The following is a 24,827-nucleotide window of genomic DNA, read 5'->3' on the forward strand; positions in this document are numbered from 1 at the left end:
TATCAAGCTCATTGGCGAGCCTTCGCCTTCGCCTGTTGTATACACTTCGCTCAATTTTTGTATATATCATTTCGGGAAGTTTTCTGAAAAGATCGTTTTCACTATCTATGCCCATAAACTCAGCCGTTAAACTCAAACTTATCAGTTCCAAGTCACAGAGCTTTGGTTCACGCCTTTGATAGGGTAAAAGTTGATCTTTTGATATTTTTCTTAAAACTTCCAATATTCTTTCGTAATTTGCACTTAAGTTGTTCATATATAATGTTTTATAGCTAAAACAAGATACTGATTATCAGTAATATGGACAACTTTTTTCTTTTAAATCATAATGCACAACGGGTTATAATAGTTTAATTCTCCATAAATGTAAACGCTTTTGATTGAATTTGAAAATTAAGGCAGTAGGTTGATAGACTGTTTTAGTGCAGTTTAATTTAGCCTGACTGCGTAAACACTATCCTTGTCACGTGGGGTATAAGTAGGTGTACGTATTGTGAGTTTTTTCGAAATGCAAGAAATTTGAGTGATAAGAAATTAGGTAGGATATTAAAATGATTGAGGTTGGGCTTTTACTTAAAAAGAAATTTAAGTAAGCTTATTTTGGTGTTTAGTTAATAATATGTGTTAAATAGTATATATTTAATTCTTTTAGCTGAATATTTTAATATTCCTTTTAACTTTGAAGATAACTATTAAATTATTAACATGAAACTACTCATCACTTTAACCACTTTAAGTTTCATATTCATTGGATGTGAAAACAAGAAAGCTAGTATTTCGCCAGAGCAAACCGCTTCTTCCACAGAAAAGTCAATGCTTGATGGAAACATTATTGACCTCACGCATACCTTTTCAAAAGAAAGTGTTTACTGGGTTACAGCCAAAGAATTCAAGTTAGACACTGTTGCTTTTGGCGAAACAGATAAAGGCTATTTCTATTCGGCAAATAACTTTGAAACTGCGGAACACGGAGGAACTCATATAGATGCACCGATTCATTTTGCTGCAAATGCGCAATCCTTAGATGAAATCCCGTTAACTCGACTCATCGGACAGGGGATAAAAATTGATGTTTCTGAAAAGGCAAAGAATAATCGTGATTATCAGGTTTCAGTAGAAGATTTCACCAATTGGGAAAAGGAAAATGGCACCATTCCTGAAGATGCTATTGTCTTACTAGAAACAGGGTTTTCAAAATTCTATCCAAATAAAAAGGAATACTTAGGCACTGACGAACGCGGAAATGATGCAGTACAAAAATTACATTTCCCAGGCTTGTTGCCAGAAGCTGCCACTTGGTTGGTTGAAAATAGAAAAATTAAAAGTATTGGATTGGATACAGCTAGTATAGACTATGGGCAATCGACTCATTTTCAAAGCCACGTTATTCTACTTTCAGAAAATATCCCAGCTTTTGAGAATGTCGCCAACTTGGATAAACTACCAGTTAAAGGCTTTCAAATTATCGCATTGCCAATGAAGATTAAAGGCGGCAGTGGTGGCCCTTTGCGGATTATTGCTATTGTTCCAGATGATTTAAAACTATAATTCAAATTAACTTGTAACCAATCAAGAAAATTCGACCTCGGAGTCAAGAATATGGCTTTTCAGCTATAAAAAATTCCAATTAAACAATGGATAAAACCAAAGGAGAAAAGCCATCAAACCTCAATAAACTCTTAAGCCGAACCCCTCACGCAATCACCATGCTTTTTGGGATTATAGTATTTGTTTCGGTGTTAACCTATATACTTCCAGCAGGAACTTATGATCGCGTTCCTTTAAACGGCAGAGATGTCGTAGTTCCAGATTCATATAGCACAATTGCGTCTACGCCAATAAGTTTTCTTGATTTGTTTAAAGCCATTCCACTTGGATTTAAGGCTGCTTCAGATATAATTTTCGTTGTTTTTGCGGGAGCGATAATGTTCGCTTTTATGGAGAAATCGAAAGCTGTTGAGAACTCCGTAGGCACTTTATTAAAACACATGGGGCTTCAAAGAAAACATCTTCTAATCGTTATTTTCACCTTTGTTTATGGGTTTTTAGGAATTGCTGTTGGGTATGAAAACAACATTGCGATGGTGCCCATAGCTGCCGTGTTAAGCCTTGCTCTTGGTGGAGATCTGATTTTAGCCGCGGGTATTTCGGTTGGCGCAATGACCATTGGGTTTGGACTTTCCCCAATTAATCCCTACACAGTCGGGATGGGACACAAAATTGCTGAATTACCTATGTTCTCGGGTTATGGCCTTCGAAGTGTCCTGTGTTTAATAGCGCTTAGTGCTATGGCATTTTATAATATTAGGTATTTTAAAAAGATAACCGCCTTTCCTGAAAAAAGCCTTGGGAAAGGGCTTGATGAAGAAGGGATTTCATTGTCAAAACCTATTCAAGAATACTCGGTATCTCCAAATAACTGGATGGTGATTTCAATATTTTTAATCGGTCTCACGGTAATTCTTTACGGGGTTTTTAACTTCAATTGGTACCTCACGGAGCTTTCTGCAATCTTTCTTATAATAGCATTAATCTGCGGACTCGTTTCGAAAATGGGAGCTACCACAATGAGCAAAACGGTTTTAAAAGCTGTTTCAATGGCTGCGCCTGGTGCATTTATGGTTGGCTTTGCTACGACTATTAAAGTGTTGATGGAAATGGGAAATATTGGCGATACTATTTCTTATAATCTAGCATTGATGCTAAAAGATATGTCGCTTTATGGTTCGGCAATAAGTATGTCTATTTCTCAATCTGTAATCAATTTCTTCATTCCTTCTGGCAGTGGGCAGGCATTGGCAACCTTGCCAGTAATGATTCCCCTAGGAGAAACTTTAGGATTGACGAGACAAACATCTATTTTGGCTTTCCAGATAGGAGATGGGATTTCAAATTTGATAAACCCTACTTTGGGCGGATTAGTCGCTATGTTGGCAATGTGCAGAGTGCCTTTAGATAGATGGATTCGGTTTATATTTCCAATGGTGATGTTGCTTCTCGCATTGGCGTTTACCGCTTTAATTGTGGCTGTGGCAACGGGGTATTAAATTTGATGTAAGACTAAAGAACTTATGTCTAAATTAAAATTAAGTTAGCCGAAATCGTAAAAATAAAATAGTATGACAACAATACAGATTTTAGAAAAGTTAGTGTCTTTCCCCGTTTTGGGTGGTGAATCTAATTTGGAGATAATTAATTGGATTAAAAACCATATTGAATCATTAGATATTACCACGACTTTAGTCCCTAATGATAATGGAACAAAAGCTTCTTTACATTGCCGAATAGGTCCAGCCGTTGATGGAGGGGTTATATTATCAGGACATACAGATGTGGTTCCTGTTGAAGGGCAAGCTTGGGTAACAGACCCATTTAAACTTATTGATAAAGGTGATGGAAACTTATACGGAAGAGGAACGTGTGATATGAAAGGTTTTCTAGCAATTTGTTTGCACAGCATCTTTAAAATGATTGCCGCCAACTTAAATAAACCTATTTATTTTGCCTTTTCGTATGATGAAGAAATAGGTTGTTTGGCAGCTCCCGAGTTGATTCAGCATATAAACAAAACATACAAAGAAAAGCCGAAATATGCCCTTATCGGCGAACCTTCAATGCTTCATCCAATTTTAGCTCAAAAGGGAATTAATATTTTCGATACTCATATTTCTGCATCGACTGGGCATAGCAGCCGAATTAAAATAGAAGTAAGCGCAATTCACGAAGCGACAAGGTTGATAGGTTGGCTGGAAGATAAAATGAACAAATTGATTGATGCAACACCAAACGATGATCGTTTTATTCCGCCGCATACAACAATTCATGTGGGACAATTTAACGGTGGAATTGCGCCGAATGTAATAGCCGATAAAGCTTCGTTTTCTTGGGATATACGAACAGTTCCCTCTGATTCAATTGACGATATATTGAAGGATTTTAAACAATACTGTTCACAACGTGAAAAAGAACTGTCTAAGGTCTTTCCAGGATTTAAGATTGAAACCATTCCAAGGCACCCTGAGGTTCCACATTTAGATACACATTACGAAATGGATATCGTCAATTTAATCAAGATGATTTCAGGCAATAGTAATTATAGTGCCGTGTCGTATGCTTCCGAAGCTGGTCAATTTTCGCAAGGTGGTTTTGAAAGTGTTATTTGTGGCCCTGGATCAATTGCTCAAGCTCATACAGCAAATGAGTTTATTTCAAAGGAACAAATCAGAAAAGGGGAGGAGATGCTAGAACGTTTAATTTTTGAGATGAGTTCTTGATGATTGAATTTAATGCAAAGGCGTTATTTTGAATAGTGTTATAGGTAAATTTAAATCGCCCGGTTTAATACTAATAACTAAACCTTAGGAAGCAGCTTAGGGTTAATATCCAAAATGTTTTCGTTTTGATATCTCGTGATAAATTCATCTGAAAAAAACTCACTTCCTAAAAGTTTTTCGTCAGAAAGCATTTTCTTTACATCAATCTTTTCGTTGTATTCTTTTAGCATTGGGATTGACACTGGCGCATAACTAAAATGCCACGGCTCGTATTTAAAACCTTTTCGGTTGCCGTTATCGGTGTAAACTTCATAGAAGTCAAATCTTTCAGCATTGGCATCTAGCCAAACTTTGAAGTTGCAATAAGGGCCATTTCCGTGGAAGTTTTCAGGCATTAGCACATTGGCAGGACGTGGCGCATTTGCATCTATTAAATCTATATCTGTTCCCCAATGATGGCGAGAGGTGCCAGGAATGGTGGAGTATTCAATAATTTTCTCAATGGCTTTTTCAGGTGAAAGCCCTTCATTTGTAAACCGTTTGTATTTTCTTTCAAATAATTCTTTTTGGCGCTGAAAACTTCGGTAAGCCGAAACTACTTCAATTTTAATATTTTCTTTTGCCGCTTCAACTTTCATTCGGTTAAACGCTTCTTTAGCGGCTTTGTGCATTTTTGAAGTATAACTATCACCAATAATATCGGGGTTTCCTTGTCCAATTAGTTGGTTTCGAGTAAATTCTTCTGAAAAACTTGTGAAAGAAAAATGAGGAAATATGGCCAACCCTAGTCCCATAAGACCAGAAATTTTAATAAATTCGTTTCGCTTCATTATAATGAATTTGTGAAGTTTTAAAATTACTATTAATTTGAAAGATAACGCTATTTCTATTCGTATTATTGAGGCGACGGAGATTTTCAGAATTCTTCCCCTAATTCAAAAGCTCGGTAATTATGCTGTCCCAGAACCCATCTTAAAAGAACGTCTTTTAGAAATGACACAGCAGAATTATGAATGCCTTGGCATTTTTGATGCGGAGGTTTTAATTGGCACTTGCGGACTCTGGTTTCAAACACGACATTATGCGGGTAGAAGCTTAGAAATGGATCATGTAATTATTGACGATGCCTATCGAGGCCAAGGAATTGGTGAAATAATGGTCAATTTTGTCACCGATTATGCTAAGGAAAAATCGTGTAATTGGATTGAATTAAACAGCTATGTCTATAATTTTCCTTCGCATAAGTTCTTTTACAATCAAGGCTTTGTGGCTAAGGGATATCATTTTGTAAAGGAATTGTAACTCCGGCTTCACTCTTTCAGCAAAGTTTCAGGTATTGAAAGGAACTGAAATGTGCACCCAGAATTTAGAAATTCATAATTGTTCCGGTTGCTACTTCATAAGGTGCTTTTCCTTGTTCAAAAACACGAGCTTCTAATTTGCCTTTCAATTTAATTTCATCGCCTTTAACGCGTAACCAGCTTCCTTCACGTAAACCAACTACTGGAACGGTGTTTTGCGTGTGGAATTCTGCAATTCTGGTTTCACGCGTTTCGCCCATATGGGTACTTTCTGGGTTTGGGTCTAAATAGTGCGGATTAAGGTTAAAAGGTATCACACCCAAAGTTTTAAACGATGGTGGGTAAACGATTGGCATATCGTTCGTGGTTTGCATAGAAGTTCCACAAATATTGCTTCCGGCACTGGTTCCCATATATGGTAAGCCGTTAAAAATAGCTTCGCGAAGTGGTTGCATTAATTCTAAGCGATAAAGTGCATCGACCAAAACAAATGTATTTCCACCACCAGTAAAAACACCTTTTGCATTTTTAATAGCTTCAACAGGATTACTAAATGTATGTAATCCGATAAGTTTTTTGCCTATTTTTTCGAATGCCTTAGCAGCTTTGGTAGTATATTCATCGTGGCTTATTCCGCCAGGACGGGCGTATGGAATAAAAATGACTTCATTGGTGTTTTTAAATAGTTCAGCCATTTCTTCGGTTAGATAATCTAAATAATTTCCACCAAAAACAGTGCTTGTACTTGCTACAATAAAGTTTTTCATTTTAAAAAAAGTTAGTGTTGCAAATCTAGCCATTGGAATGAAACTTAGCAGCGTTTAACGTAACAAAACTGAATAAAAGTTTGATGTCGTTACTCTTGTCAATACTTAATTTATTCACTTTAAACATGAAAAAACCGCTTCCTAAAAAAATGGGAAACGGTTTTTGTTAGTAGGGGAGTTGCTGTTTTAAGGTATATTATTGTTTATCGTCCTTTAAATGCATTTTATAAATTTGATATTCAACTGCATCGGTTTTTGGGTTATAACTTTCTACAACAAAGTTACCTTCTTCATTAAAATAACCGAATGACGATTGACCATTTTGTGAATAAATATAATAACCGTTTTGCGAAGTTGGCTTAATTACGGCGTAATCTTCTCTAGTTTTATTGTCTTTAATGGTCATCAATCGATATCCGTCTTTATCTTTTTGGTTTAAAAACTGAAATCTATTTCCATCGTAGCCATAAGTTACTTCAGTGTTAACTTCAACAGGAGTCATTACAATATTCTGATTGGTCTTTTTTACATCGGCCGCACTCAACTTTACTTTTTGATTCTTTTTAATGGAAACAGCTTTAGTTGATTCGGTTGTTCCTTTGTTATCTTTGACTTCGGTTTTGGTTATAACAGTTTCTTTTTGAGTATTCAAATTTTTCTGTGCAAAGCCAGTGGTAAAGGCTGCTAATGCAAAAATTAATGCTATTTTTTTCATAATCATGGTTTTCTTTTAATTGTTTACTACAAAAATAGTCAGTATGAATGTTAAATATGCACAATAGCGTTATAATCATTTCACAAAAACTTGACTGTTTTCAAGGTATTCAACGCAAAGATGCATTTAATTGAAATGCGTTCAGTCAAACAATTTAAGTGAGGGTTGAGGTGGGTTGTAATTACAACGTAATCTTTTCTGAAAAGCATTTTTGGTTGCTGTGAAAAGTTTGATACTATGGTGTATATTTGCAACCTCAAAAAAAAGAATAAATGAAAGCAGGTATTGTAGGATTACCGAATGTTGGAAAATCAACACTATTTAATTGTTTATCCAATGCAAAGGCGCAAAGTGCGAATTTTCCATTTTGTACTATTGAACCCAATGTGGGTGTTGTTAACGTTCCAGATCCTAGGTTATTGAAACTTGAAGAACTGGTAAACCCTGAGCGCGTTTTACCCGCAACTGTCGAAATAGTTGATATTGCTGGTCTTGTAAAGGGAGCCAGTAAAGGAGAGGGTCTTGGTAACCAATTTTTAAGCAACATCCGTGAAACTGATGCTATATTGCACGTTTTGAGATGTTTTGACAACGACAATATCGTACACGTTGATGGTAATGTAGACCCAATTAGAGATAAGGAAACAATCGACATGGAGCTTCAATTGAAGGATCTAGAAACGGTTGATAAAAAGCTGGAAAAAGTAAAACGGGCTGCAAGAACTGGAAATAAAGAAGCCCAAAAAGAAGAAGCTGTATTGTTAAAGGTAAAGGCTGGATTAGAAGCTGGGATTTCGGTACGCGCAATAGAATTGAGTGAAGAGGAAGAAATTGAGTATGTTGTTCCTTCGCAATTTATTACCGACAAACCTGTACTATATGTGTGCAATGTAGATGAAAACTCTGCCGTTTCTGGAAATGCGTATGTTGAAAAAGTAAAAGAAGCTGTCGCAGCCGAAAATGCTGAAGTTCTTGTTTTAGCTGTTGGCACCGAGGCCGATATTACCGAATTGGAAACTTTTGAAGAACGCCAAATGTTCTTGGAAGATTTAGGCTTAGACGAAGCTGGTTCTGCAAAATTAATTCGAAGTGCTTATAAATTATTGAATTTGCAAACCTACTTTACTGCTGGAGTAAAAGAAGTTCGTGCTTGGACCATTCCGGTTGGTGCCACCGCGCCACAAGCAGCAGGAGTAATACACACAGACTTTGAAAAAGGTTTTATTAGAGCCGAAGTTATTAAATATGAAGACTTTGTAAATTACGGAAGCGAAGCAAAAGTAAAAGAAGCTGGAAAAATGGGAGTAGAAGGGAAGGAATACATCGTAAAAGATGGCGATGTAATGCATTTCCGATTTAACGTGTAATCAACCTAATTTAGTGGTTTTTTTATATTAAACAATTTTTTAAACACATAGCTAAAATCATAAAACGGCTCATTTGAGTCGTTTTTTTTAATATATAGATTGAAGTAATATAGGTAAACCTGCTAATTGACTCAAGTATTGAATAATTTTTCACAGTTGAACTCTTAACTCCTTCATAATTTCACTAGGAATGTTAACATAACCCAAATTGGCTTGCTATTTCTTTAAAATTAGGTTTTTTAAAATTATTTGAGATTTATTTCAGACTTGATTTTTAAGTTGACAATTCATTTTTAAGTGGTTTCTTTCACAAACTATATACTTAATGAGATGATTGAGTGTTAATTACCAATTTCGCGAATTTTCTTCATGAAAAATTAAAATTAAATTTCTTGCCATCATACTAATTTAAAGGGCTGTTTTAACAATTACAGTGCTTTGTCATCACAAATATTTTTTACATTTACAGAACAGAAGGTTATCTCTATCTTGATATTTTTTATTATAAAGATAGAGTTTAGGATGAAAATATCCCCCTCTTTTTATACTGAACAACCAACTAAAACAAACCTAAATGAAAAAAATTACCCACACGGTAATCATGTTTATTTCCATGATTACAAAAACGAAAAAATCATCTTATTATCTTTATTATAAGCACTATGATTCAATTGTAGACAAGTATCGAAATGGTCAATATTATGGTAATTTACTAAAGAGAATCAAGAATGATAAAAAAATCAATTCGGATGCTGAAATAGCGCTTGTAAAAAACAAATTACTTAATAAAATTGGCGAGCGAGATGTTATTAAAAAATTTGGTAAACCTGTTTTTAAGTTTAACCACGACAACCTGCCAAACATAAATATTCTGCTATACAGAGAAAAACTAGGTAAGCATAAAGTTAAAACGGAATATCACTTTTTTAAAAACAGTTTATTTCTTTACAGCTACACATTTTCAAATCTTTCTTCGAATGATAAAAGTGAAATGCTAGAGGTTATTCAAAAAAAGTATTTTAACGGCGATTCTATAGATTTTAAAAATGAATATATAGCAGATAAAAACTCAAATTTAATTTTGGTTAATAATAATGATTTATCCTTTTCGATATATTACTTGTGTGATCTTAAAACCGCTTTTGATAAGATTTCAGAATATATGGATTTTAAGAAAACTGAAGCCATAAGAAAAGAAGAGTTTATCAAGAAAAAATTATATAAGAAGTTGTAATACACCTTCTGGTAAAAGCGATAAAAAATCATTTTACGCTTAAAAACAACCATTTAAGACTATCCTTATTTTTTAAATAACAGAAAGGTGGTTTTAAAAGGTTGTTTGTTTTTATTGCTGTTATGAGAATCTGATTCTATTCATAAAGCCTCAATTTTTTCTGAAGAAAATCCATTTCCTTTTCTAAGGCGTGCATACGGTTAAGCATTTGATTTATTACATCTAAACCTTCATAATTTATTCCAAGATCGTTATGAAGACGAAAAAGGCGTTCTATATCGGAAATATCACTTTCATCTATAAACATTTCGTTTTCACGTTCTTCAAAAGTTACTAAACCATACTCCTGCAAATTTTTAATAAAATCGTCTTCTATTTGAGTCTGCTTGCAAAAGTGCCGTACTAATATGTATTTTTCTGTTGCCATTATCTAAGTTTTGAGAGTTGGTTAAACAGTTCTTTTTCTTTATCTGAAAGATTTGTGGGCAGGGCAATTTTATAGGTGATATACAAATCGCCATGTTGTCCTTCTTTTTTGTATTTGGGCAATCCCTTACCCTTCAGCTTTACTTTCGTATCGTTTTGTGTTTCAGGCTTAACATTCAATTTTACTTTACCAGTTAGGGTTTCAACTGTTATTTCACCGCCGAGTAGGGCAGTGTATAGCGAGATTTCCTGGGTGGCATATAAGTCACTTTTAAGTCTTTTAAACGGCGTGTTATTAACTATTTCAAAAGTGATAAGTAAATCACCTTTCGGACCACCACCAATGCCTTCGCCTCCGTGGCTTTTAACTCTAATGGTTTGTCCGTCATCAATTCCAGCGGGAATGGTCAGTCTTATCTTTTTTTCGCCTAAATCGATGGTCTGCTTTTGATCGCTTAGGGTTTCAGTTAAGTTTAACCGAAGTGTGGCGCTTAAATCCTGACCTTTAAATTGAGCTGTGCGCCTGCGTTGCCCGCCACCAGAAAATCCGCCACCGCCAAACATAGATTCAAAAAAGTCGGAAAACTGGCTTTCATCAAAACCTTGCCCTCCTCCATTGTAGGTCCTACCACCGCCATAGGAGCTTTGACTGCGTTGCTGCTGTCGTGCCTGTTCAAAGGCATCGGCATGTTGCCAGTCCTTTCCGTATTGGTCGTATTTTTTACGTTTTTCAGGATCGCTTAATACTTCATTGGCTTCATTAATTTTTTGAAACTTTTCTTGAGCAGCCTTGTCGTTTGGATTTAAATCTGGGTGAAGTTTACGAGCTAATTTACGATATGCTTTTTTAATATCGTTGGCTGTCGCACTTTTGTCAATTCCCAAAACTTTATAGTAGTCAATAAATTCCATTCAGATACCATGATTTTATTAGTGAAACACTCAAATTTACAGCTTTTAAAACAGAATAAAAATAGAAATTCAAAGAATTAAAAATGTGTTCTTGAATGAAGAAGTTCACATCTCTAATCTTATAAAATCTACATCAATCAAGTTGGTTACTTCACAGAAGATTCCTATAACATTAATGTTATTTTATAAGCTAATCGACGACAAATTACACCGTGTTATATTCTTTATTCAGATCAGTTGTGTTTCGCAAGCATTTAAAGATAGAATAAAAAAGTGCTTGTGATTTTAGTAATAGTCAGCTAAGTCCATAAAAGGATTTAGAGTTAGTTATTTCTACCTTCAAACTACTTTTATAAATGAGTTTTTTTTATCCGAAATAAGTCGTATTTTATTCACGAAAAATAAAATATTTGCATTTTTGTGGACCGCAATAAATTACTAACAATTTGTAGTAGCTTATTGTTAATTACTTTCCCAAGTATAGGTTTCACAAGTGCTCACGTATAATTATATTAGCCACCCTACACCAAAAATTTATGACAGAGACCAAATATACCGAAGACAATATCCGTTCACTCGATTGGAAGGAGCATATCCGTATGCGTCCAGGTATGTATATTGGGAAACTCGGAGATGGATCTTCGCCCGATGACGGTATCTATATCCTTCTAAAAGAGGTTCTTGACAACTGCATTGACGAATTTGTTATGGGCGCCGGAAAAACCATTGAGGTGCGCATTAAGGAAAAAGAAGTGAGGGTTCGCGATTACGGCCGTGGAATTCCGCTAGGAAAAGTAGTTGATGTAGTCTCCAAAATGAATACCGGAGGAAAGTATGATAGCCGCGCGTTTAAAAAATCTGTTGGACTAAACGGGGTTGGTACAAAAGCAGTAAATGCATTATCCTCTTTCTTCAAGGTTGAATCGGTTCGAGATAATCAGATGAAAACAGCTGAGTTTTCATTAGGAGAGCTCACGAACGATTTGGATATTGAAGATTCTTCCAAACGACGGGGTACCAAGGTAGTATTTATACCAGATGAAGGCATTTTTAAAAACTTCAAGTACCGAACTGAGTATGTGGTAAAAATGCTAAAAAACTACGTCTATCTAAATCCTGGATTGACGATTGATTTTAATGGCGAAAAGTTTTATTCCGAAAATGGTTTAAAGGATTTATTAGGCGAAACAATTACAGAAGATGATATGGCGTATCCAATCATCCATCTTCGTGGCGACGATATTGAACTAGCCATAACACATAGTAAAACGCAATACAGCGAGGAATATCATAGCTTTGTTAACGGACAAAATACTACCCAAGGTGGAACGCATTTGGCGGCTTTTAGGGAGGCTTTGGTGAAAACTTTACGAGAGTTTTACAACAAGAATTACGATGCTAGTGATATCCGAAAGTCTATAGTTTCGGCAATTAGCATCAAGGTTATGGAGCCGGTTTTTGAAAGCCAAACCAAAACCAAGCTCGGAAGTACCGATATGGGTGGAAAACTACCAACGGTACGAACGTTTATAAATGATTTCGTTAAAACACAACTCGATAACTTCCTTCATAAAAACCCTGAAACCGCAGAAGCAATTCATAAAAAAATTGTTCAGGCAGAAAGAGAGCGCAAAGAGCTTAGCGGAATTCGGAAACTTGCTCGAGATCGGGCTAAAAAATCAAGTCTTCACAACAAAAAATTGCGCGACTGTCGAGTTCATTTGCAAGACATTAAAAATGAACGGAACTTAGAATCGACTTTGTTTATTACAGAGGGAGATTCGGCGAGTGGAAGTATTACCAAAAGCCGTGATGTAAATACGCAAGCAGTTTTTTCGCTTCGAGGAAAACCACTGAACACCTACGGAATGACGAAGAAAATCGTCTATGAAAATGAAGAATTCAACTTGTTGCAAGCTGCATTGAACATAGAGGATTCTATGGAAGATTTGCGCTATAACAACATCGTTATCGCTACAGATGCCGATGTGGATGGTATGCACATTCGCTTACTTCTTATTACATTCTTCCTTCAATTTTTCCCTGAATTAATAAAAGAAGGTCATTTATATATTTTGCAAACGCCCTTATTTAGAGTGCGAAATAAAAAAGAAACGATTTATTGTTATACCGAAGAAGAGCGCGTTAACGCAATTGAGAAACTAAACCCAAAACCTGAAATTACTCGATTTAAGGGTCTTGGTGAAATTTCGCCAGACGAGTTTGTGCATTTTATAGGAAACGATATTAGGCTAGACCCTGTTATGCTAGACAAAGCAATGAGTATCGAGGAACTTCTTTCGTTTTATATGGGAAAAAACACCCCAGATAGACAAGAATTTATTATTGATAACTTGAAAGTTGAGCTCGATAAGGTAGAAGGGTAGTATTGGTTTATTGGATTACTAGAAAATTATATCAGCCTAAAAAGAATAGAAGAAATCGATGAAAAACATACTTGTATTAATTTTTAGTTTAGTTCTTTTTTCTTCTTGTACTCGCACTATGTATAATTGTGCGCAAACAGATAGTCGTGAAACAGCAATCAATATTTCTATTGTTGATGACGAAGGCAATTCGTTGATAGGAGAAGACAAAAATTACAAACCTGCTGATATAAAATTAACAAGAGGGAGCCAAGAGATTGTATTGATATTTAATGAATTCGGCGAAACAACCTTAATTAAGCTATTTTATTCAGAAATGGAGTCTGGAAAAGAGTATGAACTAAAGCTAAATGATCAAGAAACAGCTGAATTGAATTTGAAATTGGAAACTGTTGTAAGCGAATGTTTTGATTTTTTATCGGTTGAAACTTTTTTGCTAAATGGTCAGGAAATCCAAGAGGATAGTGATTCAAATACGTATATAATTCAAAAATAACAATACTTTTCAGCTTCGATGTATATTAAATTTGCTTCCTAGCCCAATAATAATTATAATAAAGAATAGACAATATTAAATGAGTGACGAACTCGACAATAACGAAGACGAATTATTACCTCAAGATGAATTAAAATCTTCTGAGGAAACCATAACAAAGGTTACAGGAATGTTTCGTGATTGGTTCTTGGATTACGCCAGTTACGTAATTCTAGAACGCGCCGTTCCTGCTATTGAAGATGGTTTTAAGCCCGTGCAACGCCGCATAATGCAGTCGATGAAAGATTTGGATGATGGCCGTTACAATAAAGTGGCGAACATCGTTGGTCATACTATGCAATATCACCCACACGGTGACGCGAGTATTGCGGATGCAATGGTTCAAATTGGGCAAAAAGATCTGTTAATCGATACACAGGGAAACTGGGGAAATATCCTTACTGGCGATGGGGCTGCAGCTTCACGATATATTGAAGCACGAATTTCTAAATTTGGATTAGATGTGCTTTTTAATCCCAAAATAACCACTTGGCAAGCGTCTTATGATGGCCGTAGAAAAGAGCCAATAAACCTGCCAGTAAAATTCCCATTACTTTTAAACCAGGGAGCAGAGGGGATTGCGGTTGGACTTTCCACAAAAATTCTTCCGCATAACTTTATAGAGCTTATTGATGCCTCCATCAAGCATTTACAAGGAAAAAAATTTCAGATTTATCCCGATTTCCCAACGGGAGGAATTATGGATATTGCCAACTATAACGATGGTATGCGAGGTGGAAAAATTAGGAGTCGCGCCAGAATTAACCAAGTTGATAAAAACAACCTAATTATTACCGAAATTCCTTTTGGAACAAACACTTCATCCCTTATAGAATCTATACTAAAGGCTAATGACAAGGGGAAAATAAAAATAAAAAAAATAGAAGACAATACCGCTGCCGAAGTAGAAATTCACATTCATTTACCTAGCGGAATCTCTCCAGACAAAACTATTGATGCTTTGTACGCTTTTACGGCTTGCGAAACATCCATTTCGCCTTTAGGTTGTGTTATTGAAGACAATAGACCCTTGTTTATTGGTGTTTCCGAAATGCTAAGAAGAAGTACCGACCGAACCGTCGAGCTGCTTAAACGAGAATTGGAAATTCAATTAGGCGAATTGGAAGAGCAGTGGCACTTTGCTTCTTTGGAACGAATATTTATTGAAAATAGAATCTATCGCGATATTGAAGAAGAAGAAACTTGGGAAGGTGTTATTGCCGCAATCGATAGAGGTTTACAGCCGTTTACAAAACATTTAAAACGTCCTGTTACCGAAGAAGATATAGTGCGATTGACGGAAATTCGAATTAAAAGAATTTCAAAATTCGATATCGATAAGGCGCAGCAAAAGATTGATGCACTGGAAGATAGTATTGCTCAAATAAAGCATCACTTGGAGCATTTAATTGAATACGCAATAGACTATTTCAAACGATTGAAAAAAGATTATGGCGCTGGTAAAGAACGTAAAACCGAAATCCGAACCTTTGAAGATATCGAAGCCACAAAGGTTGTAATTAGAAGCACTAAGTTATACGTAAACCGTGCAGAAGGTTTTGTGGGTACAAGTTTAAAACGCGACGAATATGTTACTGATTGTAGTGATATAGACGACATCATCGTGTTTACCGAGGATGGTAAAATGATGGTTACCAAGGTTGATTCTAAAACTTTCGTGGGGAAAGGAATCATTCATGTTGCGATATTTAAGAAAAAGGACAAGCGAACCATTTATAATATGGTTTACAAAGACGGTCCGCGTGGTGCAAGCTATGTAAAACGTTTTGCTGTTACTTCAGTTACCCGCGATAGGGAATACGATATGACGAACGGCACTAAAGGCTCGAAAGTCCTTTATTTTACAGCTAATCCTAACGGAGAAGCAGAGGTTGTTACCGTTTATTTACGTCAAACAGGAAGCGTTAAAAAGCTTAAATTCGATTTAGATTTCGCAGACCAGCTCGTAAAAGGTAGAAAATCTAAAGGAAATATTGTTACTAAATATCCAATCCGAAAAATCGAACTCAAGGAGAAGGGGCTATCTACATTAAAGCCTCGAAAAATATGGTTTGACGACTCCGTGCAACGTTTAAATGTTGACGAGCGCGGGGAGCTTTTAGGTGAATTCAAAAAAGAAGACCGATTGCTAATTGTAAATCAAAAGGGAGTTGTGAAAACTGTAACGCCTGATTTGGTTTTACGTTTTGACGACGATATGATTATTCTCGAAAAATGGGATCCCAAAAAACCATTAAGTGCTATTTATTGGGAAGGAGAAAAGGAGCTATTTTATGTAAAACGCTTCTTAATCGAGCATCCTGATAAGGAAGAAACCATAATTACAGATCATCCTGATTCCTATTTAGAGAAAATTTTCACCGATTACCGCCCAATGGCCGAAGTTGTTTTTACAAAGAAAAGGGGACAGGAACGCGAGGATAATTTAGAAGTCAATTTAAAAGAATTTATCGCTGTAAAGGGAATCACCGCAATGGGCAATCAACTTACAAAAGAAAAAGTTCTAGAAATAAATGCGCTACCTTCACTTCCGTATGATCCGCCTAAACCTGTAGATCCAAAGGAAATAGATGTGGTGATAGACAAAGACGGTTCAAAGACGAAAAACGATTCAAACGATGATGAAGATTTAAAAACGGACGAAGGCGGGCAGGGATTGTTGTTCTAAACTTCTAACTATTCTGCTTTTACGAAACTTAAAATTTCACTTTCGTTAGTGTCATAGAAAAACAGATTGTCATTTTCTAATTTGAAAGTCTTGGTGTTTTCAAGAGCAGTCATATAACTTGATGGTAATTCCATATTGCTGCACATCATTTCAGTTGCCCCTATAGAATTAAAAGTAATTAAATTATCCAGTAGCTCAAAATTGCCGTAAAAGTTGTTACAGCCGTCATATCCAAAGATTTTCATTTCAACAGTATCAATCGATAATACAAGGTCGTTATCTTCATCCGGAATTCGCGGCATTTCAACTAATTTCCCATTAATCGATTTTACAGTCCATATTTTATCCAATACTAGTTTAACGTCTTCGTTCTTTTCAATTACTTCAACTAAATAATATTTTATCGAGGACGCATCTGCAGGAACAGTTGCAGGATCTAATTCTTTCTTTTTAACTGAAATTTTATAAATGTGCCCGGGTTCATATTCAAAACCTTCTATAGTTCCATAGTAATTGTTCCAATTGCTTGTTAAAGTATCAGATTCTTGTATTTGCAGGCATTTCATTTTCCCAACACCCGTACAATCAACCTTTTCGCTATTGATGAATAAAATTGTTTTTGGCGTTTTTTCGTTGGATTCGTTCCTACAAGTATTAAGTGCTAAAGCAGAAAAGAAGAAGAATAGTATAAATTTCATCAGATATATTTTAAGTTTCAATTATGACAAATATAAAAACGTGATACTCAAGAGTTAGATAATTAGGATAATTTTAAACAACAGCGAATTAAAGTTTTGAAAATCAAAAGAGAAATAGTACTTTTGCACCCCTCTTAGCGACGAATCAAGAGTAAGAGGAATTGATATAAAAACTAAAAGAACCCTTCTGTGGGATAGTCGCATTAATTTCTTGTAACAAAGCAGAATACAAAACGTTGATTTTTAAGGTGTCTCAATCTTGAGGGCTCAGAAATCAATTTTACAAACAAATGGCTGATAAAGCAAACAAAGAAGAAGTGCAAGTAGAAGATACTGCAACTCAAAACGAGGTAGCTACAAAACCTCAAAGGGAAGTTTCATTAAAAGAAAGCAACCCAGAAAAATTTCTAGAAGAGTTCAACTGGCACAACTACGAAGAAGGAATTGATCCTATCGACGATGGTAAACTAGAAGAATTTGAAAAATTAGTAAAGGAAAATTTCGTTGACACACTTGATGATGAAGTTGTTGAAGGAACTGTAGTTTATATTACAGATCGTGATGCTATTATCGACATCAACGCGAAAAGTGAAGGTGTTGTTTCATTAAACGAATTCCGTTACAATCCAGATTTAAAAGTTGGAGACAAGGTAGAAGTATTGATCGATGTTCGTGAGGACAGTACAGGTCAGCTTATCCTTAGCCACCGTAAAGCAAGAACTATCAAGGCGTGGGATCGCGTAAATGCTGCTCACGACGAAGCTACAATCGTAAATGGATACGTAAAATGCCGTACAAAAGGTGGTATGATCGTAGATGTTTTCGGTATCGAAGCTTTCTTACCAGGATCGCAAATTGACGTTAAGCCAATCCGCGATTACGATATGTATGTTGGTAAAACAATGGAATTCAAAGTTGTTAAAATCAACCACGAGTTTAAAAACGTTGTTGTTTCTCATAAAGCGCTTATTGAAGCGGATATCGAAGAGCAGAAAAAAGAAATCATCGGGCAGCTTGAAAAAGGTCAAGTACTTGAAGGTGTTGTTAAAAACATCACTTCATACGGAGTATTTGTTGATCTTGGTGGTGTTGATGGACTTGTACATATTACAGACCTTTCTTGGTCACGTATCAACCATCCAAATGAGATCGTTGAACTTGATCAAAAATTGAACGTTGTAATTCTTGATTTCGATGAAGATAAAACACGTATCCAATTAGGTCTTAAGCAACTTAACCCTCACCCTTGGGAAGCTCTTGGTGATGAGTTAAAAGTAGGCGATAAAGTAAAAGGTAAAGTAGTTGTTATTGCAGACTACGGTGCGTTTGTTGAAGTTGCTGAAGGTGTTGAAGGTCTTATCCACGTTAGCGAAATGTCTTGGTCTACACACTTACGTAGCGCACAAGATTTCGTAAAAGTAGGAGATGAAGTTGAAGCTGTTGTTCTAACAATGGACAAAGAAGAGCGTAAAATGAGCCTTGGAATCAAACAAATGACTCCAGACCCATGGACTGATATTACTACAAAATACCCAGTTGGTTCACGCCACAAAGGTATTGTTCGCAACTTCACTAACTTCGGCGTTTTTGTTGAGCTAGAAGAAGGTATTGACGGTCTTATCTACATTAGCGATCTTTCTTGGACTAAGAAAATCAAGCACCCAAGCGAGTTTACCAATATTGGTGACACGCTAGAAGTGGTTGTATTAGAATTAGATGTTGATGGGCGTAAACTAAGTTTAGGTCACAAGCAAACTGAGGAAAATCCTTGGGATAAGTATGAAGCTGAATTCGCATTAGGAACTAAGCACACGGCTACTATTGATGAAATGGTAGACAAAGGAGCTACTATCAACTTCAATGATGATATTACTGCCTTCATACCAAACCGTCACCTTGAAAAAGAAGATGGTTCTATGTTGACTAAAGGTGAAGAAGCTGAATTCCAAATTATTGAGTTCAACAAAGAATTCAAAAAAGTGGTTGCTTCGCATATGGTAATTCACAAAGAAGAAGAAGCTAAGATTGTAAAAGAAGCTGTTAAAAAACAAGTAGCAGCCGAAGCAGAAGCAAAACCAACTCTTGGTGACGCAAACTCTGCCCTTCAAGCGCTTAAAGATAAAATGGACGGTAAAAAATAATCGTTGCATTTATAAATAATGAAAAGCCTTTCGGAAACGAGAGGCTTTTTTTTGTAGTCTATTTATTATTACTTGAACAGTACCTCTCTATCCAAAATCTGTTTTTAACAATTTTACAAACTGCCTTTTTTGAACGTAAAAAAATCGTATTTTTGACTGCTGAATCCTATTCAGAATTTCTATGAGCCAAAAAGTGTTACTGAACGCAACCGAGATAAACATTGCGCTGAATCGCTTGGCTTGTCAATTGATTGAAAATCACGACGATTTCTCCAATACAGTGCTAATTGGTCTTCAGCCGAGAGGGGTTTTCTTGGCCGAAAGATTAAAAACATTGCTCGAGGAAGAGTATGATATAGAAAACATCAAACTCGGTTATTTAGACATTACTTTCTACAGAGACGATTTTAGAAGAAGTAACAAGCCCCTTGAAGCCAATAAAACAAGTATAATCTTTATTGTTGAAGATAAAAGAGTTGTTTTTATTGACGATGTGCTTTTCACCGGACGAAGCATTCGTTCTGCACTTACCGCAATTCAATCATTCGGTAGGCCATTGGAAATTGAATTACTAACTCTAATTGATCGACGTTTCAGTCGCCATTTGCCAATTCAACCAGACTATCGAGGCAGGCAAGTAGATGCTATTGATGGCGAAAAGGTGAGAGTTTCTTGGAAAGAGAACGATGGGGAAGACGCTGTATATTTAGTGAAAAATTGAAAACGAAATCAATATTGAAATCAAAAATGTAGCGTATTAATTCGCCTACAACCTTGAGCTTGAAAACTGAAAACCAAAAAATGGAATTAAGTGTAAACCACTTACTGGGAATAAAATACATTACCGAAGCCGATATTCAGCTTATTTTTGAAACGGCAGATCATTTTAAAGAGGTAATTAATAGACCAATAAAAAAAGTGCCTTCCCTGCGAGACATCACAATAGCCAATTTATTTTTCGAAAACAGTACCCGAACAAAACTCTCTTTTGAACTTGCAGAAAAACGACTTTCAGCCGATGTAATTAATTTTGCATCTTCAAGTTCTTCAGTTTCAAAAGGCGAAACCCTAATTGATACAGTAAATAATATCCTTTCAATGAAAGTGGATATGGTTGTAATGCGGCATCCAAATCCAGGCGCTGGAGTGTTTCTTTCAAAACACGTTAAGGCGAGTATAGTAAATGCTGGAGATGGCGCACATGAACATCCTACACAAGCCTTGTTAGATACCTATTCCATTCGTGAAAAACTAGGTGATGTTGCTGGTAAAAAGGTGGTAATAATTGGAGATATTCTACATTCCAGAGTTGCATTATCAAATATTTTTGCACTTCAGAAGCTTGGAGCTTTGGTTAAAGTGTGTGGCCCTAAAACTCTTATGCCTAAGTTTATAGATAAGTTAGGTGTTTCTTTTGAGCCTAAGTTAAGAAAGGCGTTAGAATGGTGCGATGTAGCCAATATGCTTCGTGTTCAAAATGAACGTATGGACATCAGTTATTTTCCAACCACGCGAGAATACACTCAACAATTCGGACTGAATAAAGCCTTGCTCGATTCACTAAGCAAAGAAATAGTCGTTATGCACCCAGGTCCGATAAACCGTGGAGTGGAAATTACAAGTGACGTTGCCGATAGCAAGCAATCTATTATTTTGGAACAGGTTCAAAACGGTGTAGCCATCCGAATGGCGGTAATATATTTATTAGCTTCAAAAATTAAACATAATGAAGATTAACAATCATCCAGACTATGTTGTTCTTGAGGATGAAAAGAACGACATTTCAAGTTTTGCAACCTTTATAGAATCGCAAGTGCCTTCAAAATACAAGGGGCAAAATGTGGTGTTGAACCTTTTGAAATACGACTCCTTGGAGCTCAACGAACTTTTATTGTTCCTGAAGGTTTCCAATCTTCACCGAAAAACGAAACATTCTTTTGTAATTGTGAATGATGCAATATCTATGGATGAAATTCCGTACGAAATGATTGTTGTTCCAACCCTTCAAGAAGCAGGAGACATTATCGAAATGGAAGAAATAGAAAGAGATCTTGGGTTTTAAAAAGTCAACAGTAACAGTTTGCAGTGGCAGTATTACTTATAATCACAGACCACTTTAAACTGACACAACTGCAAACTGCAACTGCCCACTGAATACTGATTTATGAACTTAACAATCCTCGGATGCCACGCTGCTACGCCCAAAATTTCCGCTCATCCTACAGCGCAGGTGTTGGAAATGAAAGGGCATCTGTTTTTGATTGATTGTGGCGAAGGAACCCAAGTTCAATTAAGAAAGTACAAGGTTAAGTTTTCGAGAGTCAAGCACATTTTTATTTCGCATTTGCACGGAGATCATTTTTTTGGATTGCCTGGGCTTATTTCTACTTTTCACTTAATGGGAAGAGAAGCCGAAATGCATATTTACGGTCCTAAAGGTATTAAAGAAGCCATTTTATTGCTTTTAAAATTAGGAAAGTCCCGCACTAAATTTCCGCTCTATTTTCACGAATTGGAAGCCACTTCAACGCAATTGATTTACGAAGATGAAAAAGTTACTGTAGAGACTATTCCTCTAATTCACAGGGTTTATACCAATGGATTTCTATTTAAAGAAAAATTAGGAGACCGAAAACTTAATATTGAAGCTGCTAAAGAAGCAAATATCGATTTGAGTTATTACAACAAGATTAAAAGCGGATTTGATGTAGAAAATCAAGATGGTAAATTGATACCAAATGCTCAGATAACTTTTGATCCTCCTACACCAAAATCGTATGCATTTTGCAGCGATACTGTTTACAGCCCCAAAATGGTGCCTCAGATATCCAACACAACGGTTTTATATCATGAATCTACGTTTTTAAACGTGCACCAAGAACTCTGCGTAAAAACCAAGCACAGCACAGCTAAAGAAGCGGGAATGATTGCTAAGGATGCACAAGTAGGAACTTTGATTCTCGGTCATTACTCTGGGCGCTATAATAATTTGGAGCTTTTTAGAAGTGAAGCTAAAGAATTTTTCGATAATGTGCTGTTGGCCGAAGATGGGAAGGTTTTTCAGTTCAAGTAGTAATTTTTGGATTGAATTATTATGTTTTTGAAGCTTCTTCAGATTGAAAAAACGATAATAACTCGTAAATTGCCAATAAAAAGCAATGGAAGAAAAACTATATAATTATCGAAAATCTTACGAAAAAGCCGTGCTTTCAGAAACATCTGTTCACGAAAATCCGATGCAGCAATTTCGCACTTGGTTTTTTGAAGTGCAAGACAGTAATTCTGTTGACGAAGTAAACGCAATGACGATTTCTACCGTGGGTGTTGATGGTTTCCCAAAGGGTAGAGTAGTACTCTTGAAGAAATATGACGAAAACGGATTCTATTTTTATACTAATTACAACAGCGAGAAAGGAAAGGCTATAACTCAAAACAACAAGGTTTCACTTTCTTTTTTCTGGCCAAAAATGGAACGTCAAATTCTTATTAAAGGAATAGCAGAAAAAACATCCGAAGCAGATTCTACCAATTACTTTCATTCGCGTCCTAAAGGAAGTCAACTAGGGGCAATGGTGTCGCCTCAAAGTAGTCCCGTGGCTTCCCGTGAAATATTAGAGAAAAATCTTAGCGAGCTTGAAAAGGAATATGAAAACAAGGAGGTTCCAAAACCGAAAGAGTGGGGAGGATTCTTGATTAGACCAGTCTCTATTGAATTTTGGCAAGGAAGGGCAAATCGCTTACACGACAGGATTCGCTATACCTTAAAAGAGTATGATTGGGTTATTGAGCGTTTGGCGCCGTAAAAACGGTTTCAAGTTTCAGGTTGCAAGCCCCACAACTTTGACAAAGTTCAAAATTTTGACAAAGTTTCTGTTATAATCCGCAGCTCTTAGTAGATTTCAGCGTGAAGAGGCGTTCTAATTTGTATCGAAGCCTTCATATCTAATACAAACATTCTTCTGTTCCGTGAAAAACTTTAGCGCTTCAAAACCACCTTCGCGACCTAGGCCGCTGGCTTTCATTCCGCCAAATGGAGTTCGTAAATCACGATTGAGCCAAGTGTTTACCCAAACAATTCCTGATTCAATTCCTTTAGAGATTCGCATCGTCCGGTTTAAATCTGTAGTCCATAGTGTAGCAGAAAGACCATATTTGACTGAGTTAGCCATTTGCAGGGCTTCTTCTTCGGTTTTAAAAGGCATAATCGTTACTACTGGACCAAATATTTCTTCTTGATTTACGCGACATTCATTGTCGAAAACCTCGATAACGGTTGGTTCTAGATAATATCCGTTTTCCAGCCCTTTGATTCTCACTCGGTTTCCTCCGAAAAGGATTTTTCCACCTTCTTTTTCTGCAAGTTGTATATACGATTCTACTTTTTCCAAATGTTCTTTTGAAACCAATGCACCTAAATTCGTATCCTCATCAAAAGGGTTTCCCACTTTTAATTGTTTCACTTTTTCGACAAAATCTTTTTTGATCTTGTCGTAAATGGGTTTTTCTACGTAAATCCTACTGCCACAAAGGCAAATCTGTCCTTGGTTCGCGAAAGAAGAACGCACAGTTTCTTTGAGCATTTTGTCGTAATTGCAGTCGGCAAAAATAAGGTTGGGGTTTTTCCCGCCCAATTCCAACGACAATTTTTTAAACATCGGCCCCGCAGTTCTGGCAATATGTTCGCCAGTTTTTGTGCCACCAGTAAACGAAATAGCATTAATATTTGGATGTTCAACAATAGCCTGTCCAGCAGAAGGACCAGAGCCGTGAACAATATTTAAAACCCCTTTTGGCAAACCTGCTTCTGTGCATATTTCGCCTAAAAGAAACGCTGTCATCGGAGTTATTTCACTGGGTTTCGCAACCACAGTGTTTCCTGCCGCAATTGCTGGCGCGATTTTCCAAGTGAACAAATAGAGTGGCAGGTTCCAAGGCGAAATACAGCCAACAACCCCTAAAGGTTGGCGCAAAGTGTAATTTATTGTATTCAATCCGACACTTTCGTGCGCTTCACTTGCAAATTGGGTGATTGCATTTCCAAAAAACCTGAAGTTGGCAGAGGCCCTAGGAATATCTACAGCAGATGCTAAACTAAGCGGTTTCCCATTGTCTTTCGCTTCGGCTTCGGCTAACTTGTCTAGGTTTTCGGCAATCAAATCTGCAATTTTCAACAGAATTATACTGCGCTCATCAATGGTTGTATTGCTCCATTTAGGAAATGCAGCTGCTGCAGCTTGATACGCGGTTTCAATATCTTCGGAATTTGAATTCGCTATTTGTGAATACACTTCGCCATTGGAAGGATTGTAATTATCCAACCATTTTTTTGACACAGGTTCAACGTATTCGCCGTTTATGTAGTTTAGGATTTTCAAAGTCTT

The 24,827-nt window shown here is 36.3% G+C and carries 22 protein-coding genes and 1 pseudogene; 15 read left to right on the forward strand and 8 right to left on the reverse strand.

Features of this window, described 5'->3' with window-relative positions:
• A pseudogene (locus BLW28_RS08820) lies at positions 1 to 256 on the reverse strand (IS982 family transposase); the annotation flags it as partial.
• A gap of 449 nt (positions 257 to 705) precedes the next feature.
• Between BLW28_RS08820 and BLW28_RS08825 the strand changes: the two are divergent.
• The 3 genes from BLW28_RS08825 to argE all read left to right on the forward strand — a co-directional run bounded on the left by BLW28_RS08825 (position 706) and on the right by argE (position 4,274).
• Positions 706 to 1,548: a cyclase family protein gene (locus BLW28_RS08825; protein ID WP_073218245.1), complete on the forward strand. Its 843-nt coding sequence runs from the start codon at positions 706 to 708 to the stop codon at positions 1,546 to 1,548.
• Positions 1,549 to 1,634: 86 nt separating this feature from the next.
• Positions 1,635 to 3,047: a YfcC family protein gene (locus tag BLW28_RS08830; RefSeq protein ID WP_073218242.1), complete on the forward strand. Its 1,413-nt coding sequence runs from the start codon at positions 1,635 to 1,637 to the stop codon at positions 3,045 to 3,047.
• A gap of 72 nt (positions 3,048 to 3,119) precedes the next feature.
• Complete coding sequence (argE, locus tag BLW28_RS08835) at positions 3,120 to 4,274, forward strand: acetylornithine deacetylase (RefSeq protein WP_073218239.1); 1,155 nt, start codon at positions 3,120 to 3,122, stop codon at positions 4,272 to 4,274.
• Between the two features lie 77 nt (positions 4,275 to 4,351).
• Here argE and BLW28_RS08840 read toward each other — a convergent pair whose 3' ends face one another.
• Entirely contained in the window at positions 4,352 to 5,104 is a 753-nt protein-coding gene (locus BLW28_RS08840; RefSeq protein WP_073218236.1) for a M15 family metallopeptidase, read from the reverse strand.
• A gap of 37 nt (positions 5,105 to 5,141) precedes the next feature.
• Here BLW28_RS08840 and BLW28_RS08845 point away from each other — a divergent pair, with 37 nt between their 5' ends.
• The gene (locus BLW28_RS08845; protein WP_083540713.1) at positions 5,142 to 5,576 is read left to right on the forward strand and encodes a GNAT family N-acetyltransferase; all 435 of its coding nucleotides are present in this window, start codon (positions 5,142 to 5,144) and stop codon (positions 5,574 to 5,576) included.
• A 64-nt stretch (positions 5,577 to 5,640) separates the two neighbouring features.
• Here the strand turns inward: BLW28_RS08845 and pepE are convergent, their stop codons facing one another.
• A complete protein-coding gene (gene pepE / locus BLW28_RS08850; protein WP_073218265.1) occupies positions 5,641 to 6,342 on the reverse strand; it encodes a dipeptidase PepE in 702 nt (233 codons plus the stop codon).
• Between the two features lie 196 nt (positions 6,343 to 6,538).
• Positions 6,539 to 7,057 (reverse strand): hypothetical protein, encoded by a 519-nt coding sequence (locus tag BLW28_RS08855; RefSeq protein WP_143036859.1) that lies wholly within the window; start codon positions 7,055 to 7,057, stop codon positions 6,539 to 6,541.
• 272 nt (positions 7,058 to 7,329) lie between these two features.
• Here BLW28_RS08855 and ychF point away from each other — a divergent pair, with 272 nt between their 5' ends.
• Positions 7,330 to 8,424, forward strand: coding sequence for a redox-regulated ATPase YchF (gene ychF / locus BLW28_RS08860; protein WP_073218229.1), 1,095 nt, complete (start codon positions 7,330 to 7,332; stop codon positions 8,422 to 8,424).
• A gap of 574 nt (positions 8,425 to 8,998) precedes the next feature.
• Positions 8,999 to 9,658, forward strand: coding sequence for a hypothetical protein (locus BLW28_RS08865; protein WP_073218226.1), 660 nt, complete (start codon positions 8,999 to 9,001; stop codon positions 9,656 to 9,658).
• A 136-nt stretch (positions 9,659 to 9,794) separates the two neighbouring features.
• Here the strand turns inward: BLW28_RS08865 and BLW28_RS08870 are convergent, their stop codons facing one another.
• Positions 9,795 to 10,085, reverse strand: coding sequence for a chaperone modulator CbpM (locus BLW28_RS08870; protein ID WP_073218223.1), 291 nt, complete (start codon positions 10,083 to 10,085; stop codon positions 9,795 to 9,797).
• Positions 10,085 to 10,996 carry a DnaJ C-terminal domain-containing protein gene (locus BLW28_RS08875; RefSeq protein ID WP_073218221.1) on the reverse strand — a complete coding sequence of 304 codons (912 nt, stop codon included), beginning with the start codon at positions 10,994 to 10,996 and terminating at the stop codon, positions 10,085 to 10,087. Before BLW28_RS08875 ends, BLW28_RS08870 begins: the two co-directional genes overlap by 1 nt.
• Before the next feature lie 536 nt (positions 10,997 to 11,532).
• Between BLW28_RS08875 and BLW28_RS08880 the strand changes: the two genes are divergently transcribed.
• The 3 genes from BLW28_RS08880 (at position 11,533) to BLW28_RS08890 (ending at position 16,607) form a co-directional block, all read left to right on the forward strand.
• Positions 11,533 to 13,383, forward strand: a complete 1,851-nt coding sequence (locus tag BLW28_RS08880; protein WP_073218218.1) for a DNA topoisomerase IV subunit B — start codon at positions 11,533 to 11,535, stop codon at positions 13,381 to 13,383.
• A 58-nt stretch (positions 13,384 to 13,441) separates the two neighbouring features.
• The gene (locus BLW28_RS08885; RefSeq protein ID WP_143036860.1) at positions 13,442 to 13,879 is read left to right on the forward strand and encodes a hypothetical protein; all 438 of its coding nucleotides are present in this window, start codon (positions 13,442 to 13,444) and stop codon (positions 13,877 to 13,879) included.
• Positions 13,880 to 13,958: 79 nt separating this feature from the next.
• Positions 13,959 to 16,607 carry a DNA gyrase/topoisomerase IV subunit A gene (locus BLW28_RS08890; protein ID WP_073218213.1) on the forward strand — a complete coding sequence of 883 codons (2,649 nt, stop codon included), beginning with the start codon at positions 13,959 to 13,961 and terminating at the stop codon, positions 16,605 to 16,607.
• Between the two features lie 8 nt (positions 16,608 to 16,615).
• On the opposite strand, the gene BLW28_RS08895 is transcribed toward BLW28_RS08890, so the two are convergent.
• On the reverse strand, positions 16,616 to 17,305 hold the full coding sequence (locus BLW28_RS08895) for a DUF4377 domain-containing protein (RefSeq protein ID WP_073218210.1): 690 nt from the start codon (positions 17,303 to 17,305) through the stop codon (positions 16,616 to 16,618).
• A 290-nt stretch (positions 17,306 to 17,595) separates the two neighbouring features.
• Between BLW28_RS08895 and rpsA the strand changes: the two genes are divergently transcribed.
• The 6 genes from rpsA (at position 17,596) to pdxH (ending at position 23,249) form a co-directional block, all read left to right on the forward strand.
• Entirely contained in the window at positions 17,596 to 19,446 is a 1,851-nt protein-coding gene (gene rpsA, locus BLW28_RS08900) for a 30S ribosomal protein S1 (RefSeq protein WP_073218208.1), read from the forward strand.
• 181 nt (positions 19,447 to 19,627) lie between these two features.
• A complete protein-coding gene (pyrR, locus tag BLW28_RS08905; protein ID WP_073218205.1) occupies positions 19,628 to 20,167 on the forward strand; it encodes a bifunctional pyr operon transcriptional regulator/uracil phosphoribosyltransferase PyrR in 540 nt (179 codons plus the stop codon).
• A gap of 80 nt (positions 20,168 to 20,247) precedes the next feature.
• Positions 20,248 to 21,183, forward strand: a complete 936-nt coding sequence (locus BLW28_RS08910; RefSeq protein WP_073218262.1) for an aspartate carbamoyltransferase catalytic subunit — start codon at positions 20,248 to 20,250, stop codon at positions 21,181 to 21,183.
• A complete protein-coding gene (locus tag BLW28_RS08915) occupies positions 21,173 to 21,508 on the forward strand; it encodes a ribonuclease Z (protein ID WP_073218202.1) in 336 nt (111 codons plus the stop codon). Before BLW28_RS08910 ends, BLW28_RS08915 begins: the two co-directional genes overlap by 11 nt.
• Positions 21,509 to 21,610: 102 nt before the next feature.
• Positions 21,611 to 22,519, forward strand: coding sequence for a ribonuclease Z (locus tag BLW28_RS08920; RefSeq protein ID WP_073218199.1), 909 nt, complete (start codon positions 21,611 to 21,613; stop codon positions 22,517 to 22,519).
• A gap of 85 nt (positions 22,520 to 22,604) precedes the next feature.
• Positions 22,605 to 23,249: a pyridoxamine 5'-phosphate oxidase gene (gene pdxH, locus BLW28_RS08925; RefSeq protein ID WP_073218196.1), complete on the forward strand. Its 645-nt coding sequence runs from the start codon at positions 22,605 to 22,607 to the stop codon at positions 23,247 to 23,249.
• Between the two features lie 114 nt (positions 23,250 to 23,363).
• Here pdxH and BLW28_RS08930 read toward each other — a convergent pair whose 3' ends face one another.
• A complete protein-coding gene (locus BLW28_RS08930; protein WP_073218193.1) occupies positions 23,364 to 24,821 on the reverse strand; it encodes an aldehyde dehydrogenase in 1,458 nt (485 codons plus the stop codon).
• Between the last annotated feature and the right edge of the window lie 6 nt (positions 24,822 to 24,827).

Origin of the sequence: Aequorivita viscosa (assembly GCF_900106795.1) — a bacterium.
Lineage (GTDB): Bacteria > Bacteroidota > Bacteroidia > Flavobacteriales > Flavobacteriaceae > Aequorivita > Aequorivita viscosa.

What these genes read in the sequence shown, in the direction of transcription:
- pepE (WP_073218265.1), bottom strand. Translation starts at nt 6,342, where the DNA reads ATGAAAAACTTTATTGTAGCAAGTACAAGCACTGTTTTTGGTGGAAAT.
- BLW28_RS08895 (WP_073218210.1), bottom strand. Translation starts at nt 17,305, where the DNA reads ATGAAATTTATACTATTCTTCTTCTTTTCTGCTTTAGCACTTAATACT.
- BLW28_RS08855 (WP_143036859.1), bottom strand. Translation starts at nt 7,057, where the DNA reads ATGAAAAAAATAGCATTAATTTTTGCATTAGCAGCCTTTACCACTGGC.
- BLW28_RS08865 (WP_073218226.1), top strand. Translation starts at nt 8,999, where the DNA reads ATGAAAAAAATTACCCACACGGTAATCATGTTTATTTCCATGATTACA.
- BLW28_RS08910 (WP_073218262.1), top strand. Translation starts at nt 20,248, where the DNA reads ATGGAATTAAGTGTAAACCACTTACTGGGAATAAAATACATTACCGAA.
- BLW28_RS08870 (WP_073218223.1), bottom strand. Translation starts at nt 10,085, where the DNA reads ATGGCAACAGAAAAATACATATTAGTACGGCACTTTTGCAAGCAGACT.
- BLW28_RS08880 (WP_073218218.1), top strand. Translation starts at nt 11,533, where the DNA reads ATGACAGAGACCAAATATACCGAAGACAATATCCGTTCACTCGATTGG.
- BLW28_RS08825 (WP_073218245.1), top strand. Translation starts at nt 706, where the DNA reads ATGAAACTACTCATCACTTTAACCACTTTAAGTTTCATATTCATTGGA.
- argE (WP_073218239.1), top strand. Translation starts at nt 3,120, where the DNA reads ATGACAACAATACAGATTTTAGAAAAGTTAGTGTCTTTCCCCGTTTTG.
- rpsA (WP_073218208.1), top strand. Translation starts at nt 17,596, where the DNA reads ATGGCTGATAAAGCAAACAAAGAAGAAGTGCAAGTAGAAGATACTGCA.
- BLW28_RS08875 (WP_073218221.1), bottom strand. Translation starts at nt 10,996, where the DNA reads ATGGAATTTATTGACTACTATAAAGTTTTGGGAATTGACAAAAGTGCG.
- BLW28_RS08915 (WP_073218202.1), top strand. Translation starts at nt 21,173, where the DNA reads ATGAAGATTAACAATCATCCAGACTATGTTGTTCTTGAGGATGAAAAG.
- pyrR (WP_073218205.1), top strand. Translation starts at nt 19,628, where the DNA reads ATGAGCCAAAAAGTGTTACTGAACGCAACCGAGATAAACATTGCGCTG.
- BLW28_RS08920 (WP_073218199.1), top strand. Translation starts at nt 21,611, where the DNA reads ATGAACTTAACAATCCTCGGATGCCACGCTGCTACGCCCAAAATTTCC.
- ychF (WP_073218229.1), top strand. Translation starts at nt 7,330, where the DNA reads ATGAAAGCAGGTATTGTAGGATTACCGAATGTTGGAAAATCAACACTA.
- BLW28_RS08885 (WP_143036860.1), top strand. Translation starts at nt 13,442, where the DNA reads ATGAAAAACATACTTGTATTAATTTTTAGTTTAGTTCTTTTTTCTTCT.
- BLW28_RS08830 (WP_073218242.1), top strand. Translation starts at nt 1,635, where the DNA reads ATGGATAAAACCAAAGGAGAAAAGCCATCAAACCTCAATAAACTCTTA.
- BLW28_RS08890 (WP_073218213.1), top strand. Translation starts at nt 13,959, where the DNA reads ATGAGTGACGAACTCGACAATAACGAAGACGAATTATTACCTCAAGAT.
- BLW28_RS08840 (WP_073218236.1), bottom strand. Translation starts at nt 5,104, where the DNA reads ATGAAGCGAAACGAATTTATTAAAATTTCTGGTCTTATGGGACTAGGG.
- pdxH (WP_073218196.1), top strand. Translation starts at nt 22,605, where the DNA reads ATGGAAGAAAAACTATATAATTATCGAAAATCTTACGAAAAAGCCGTG.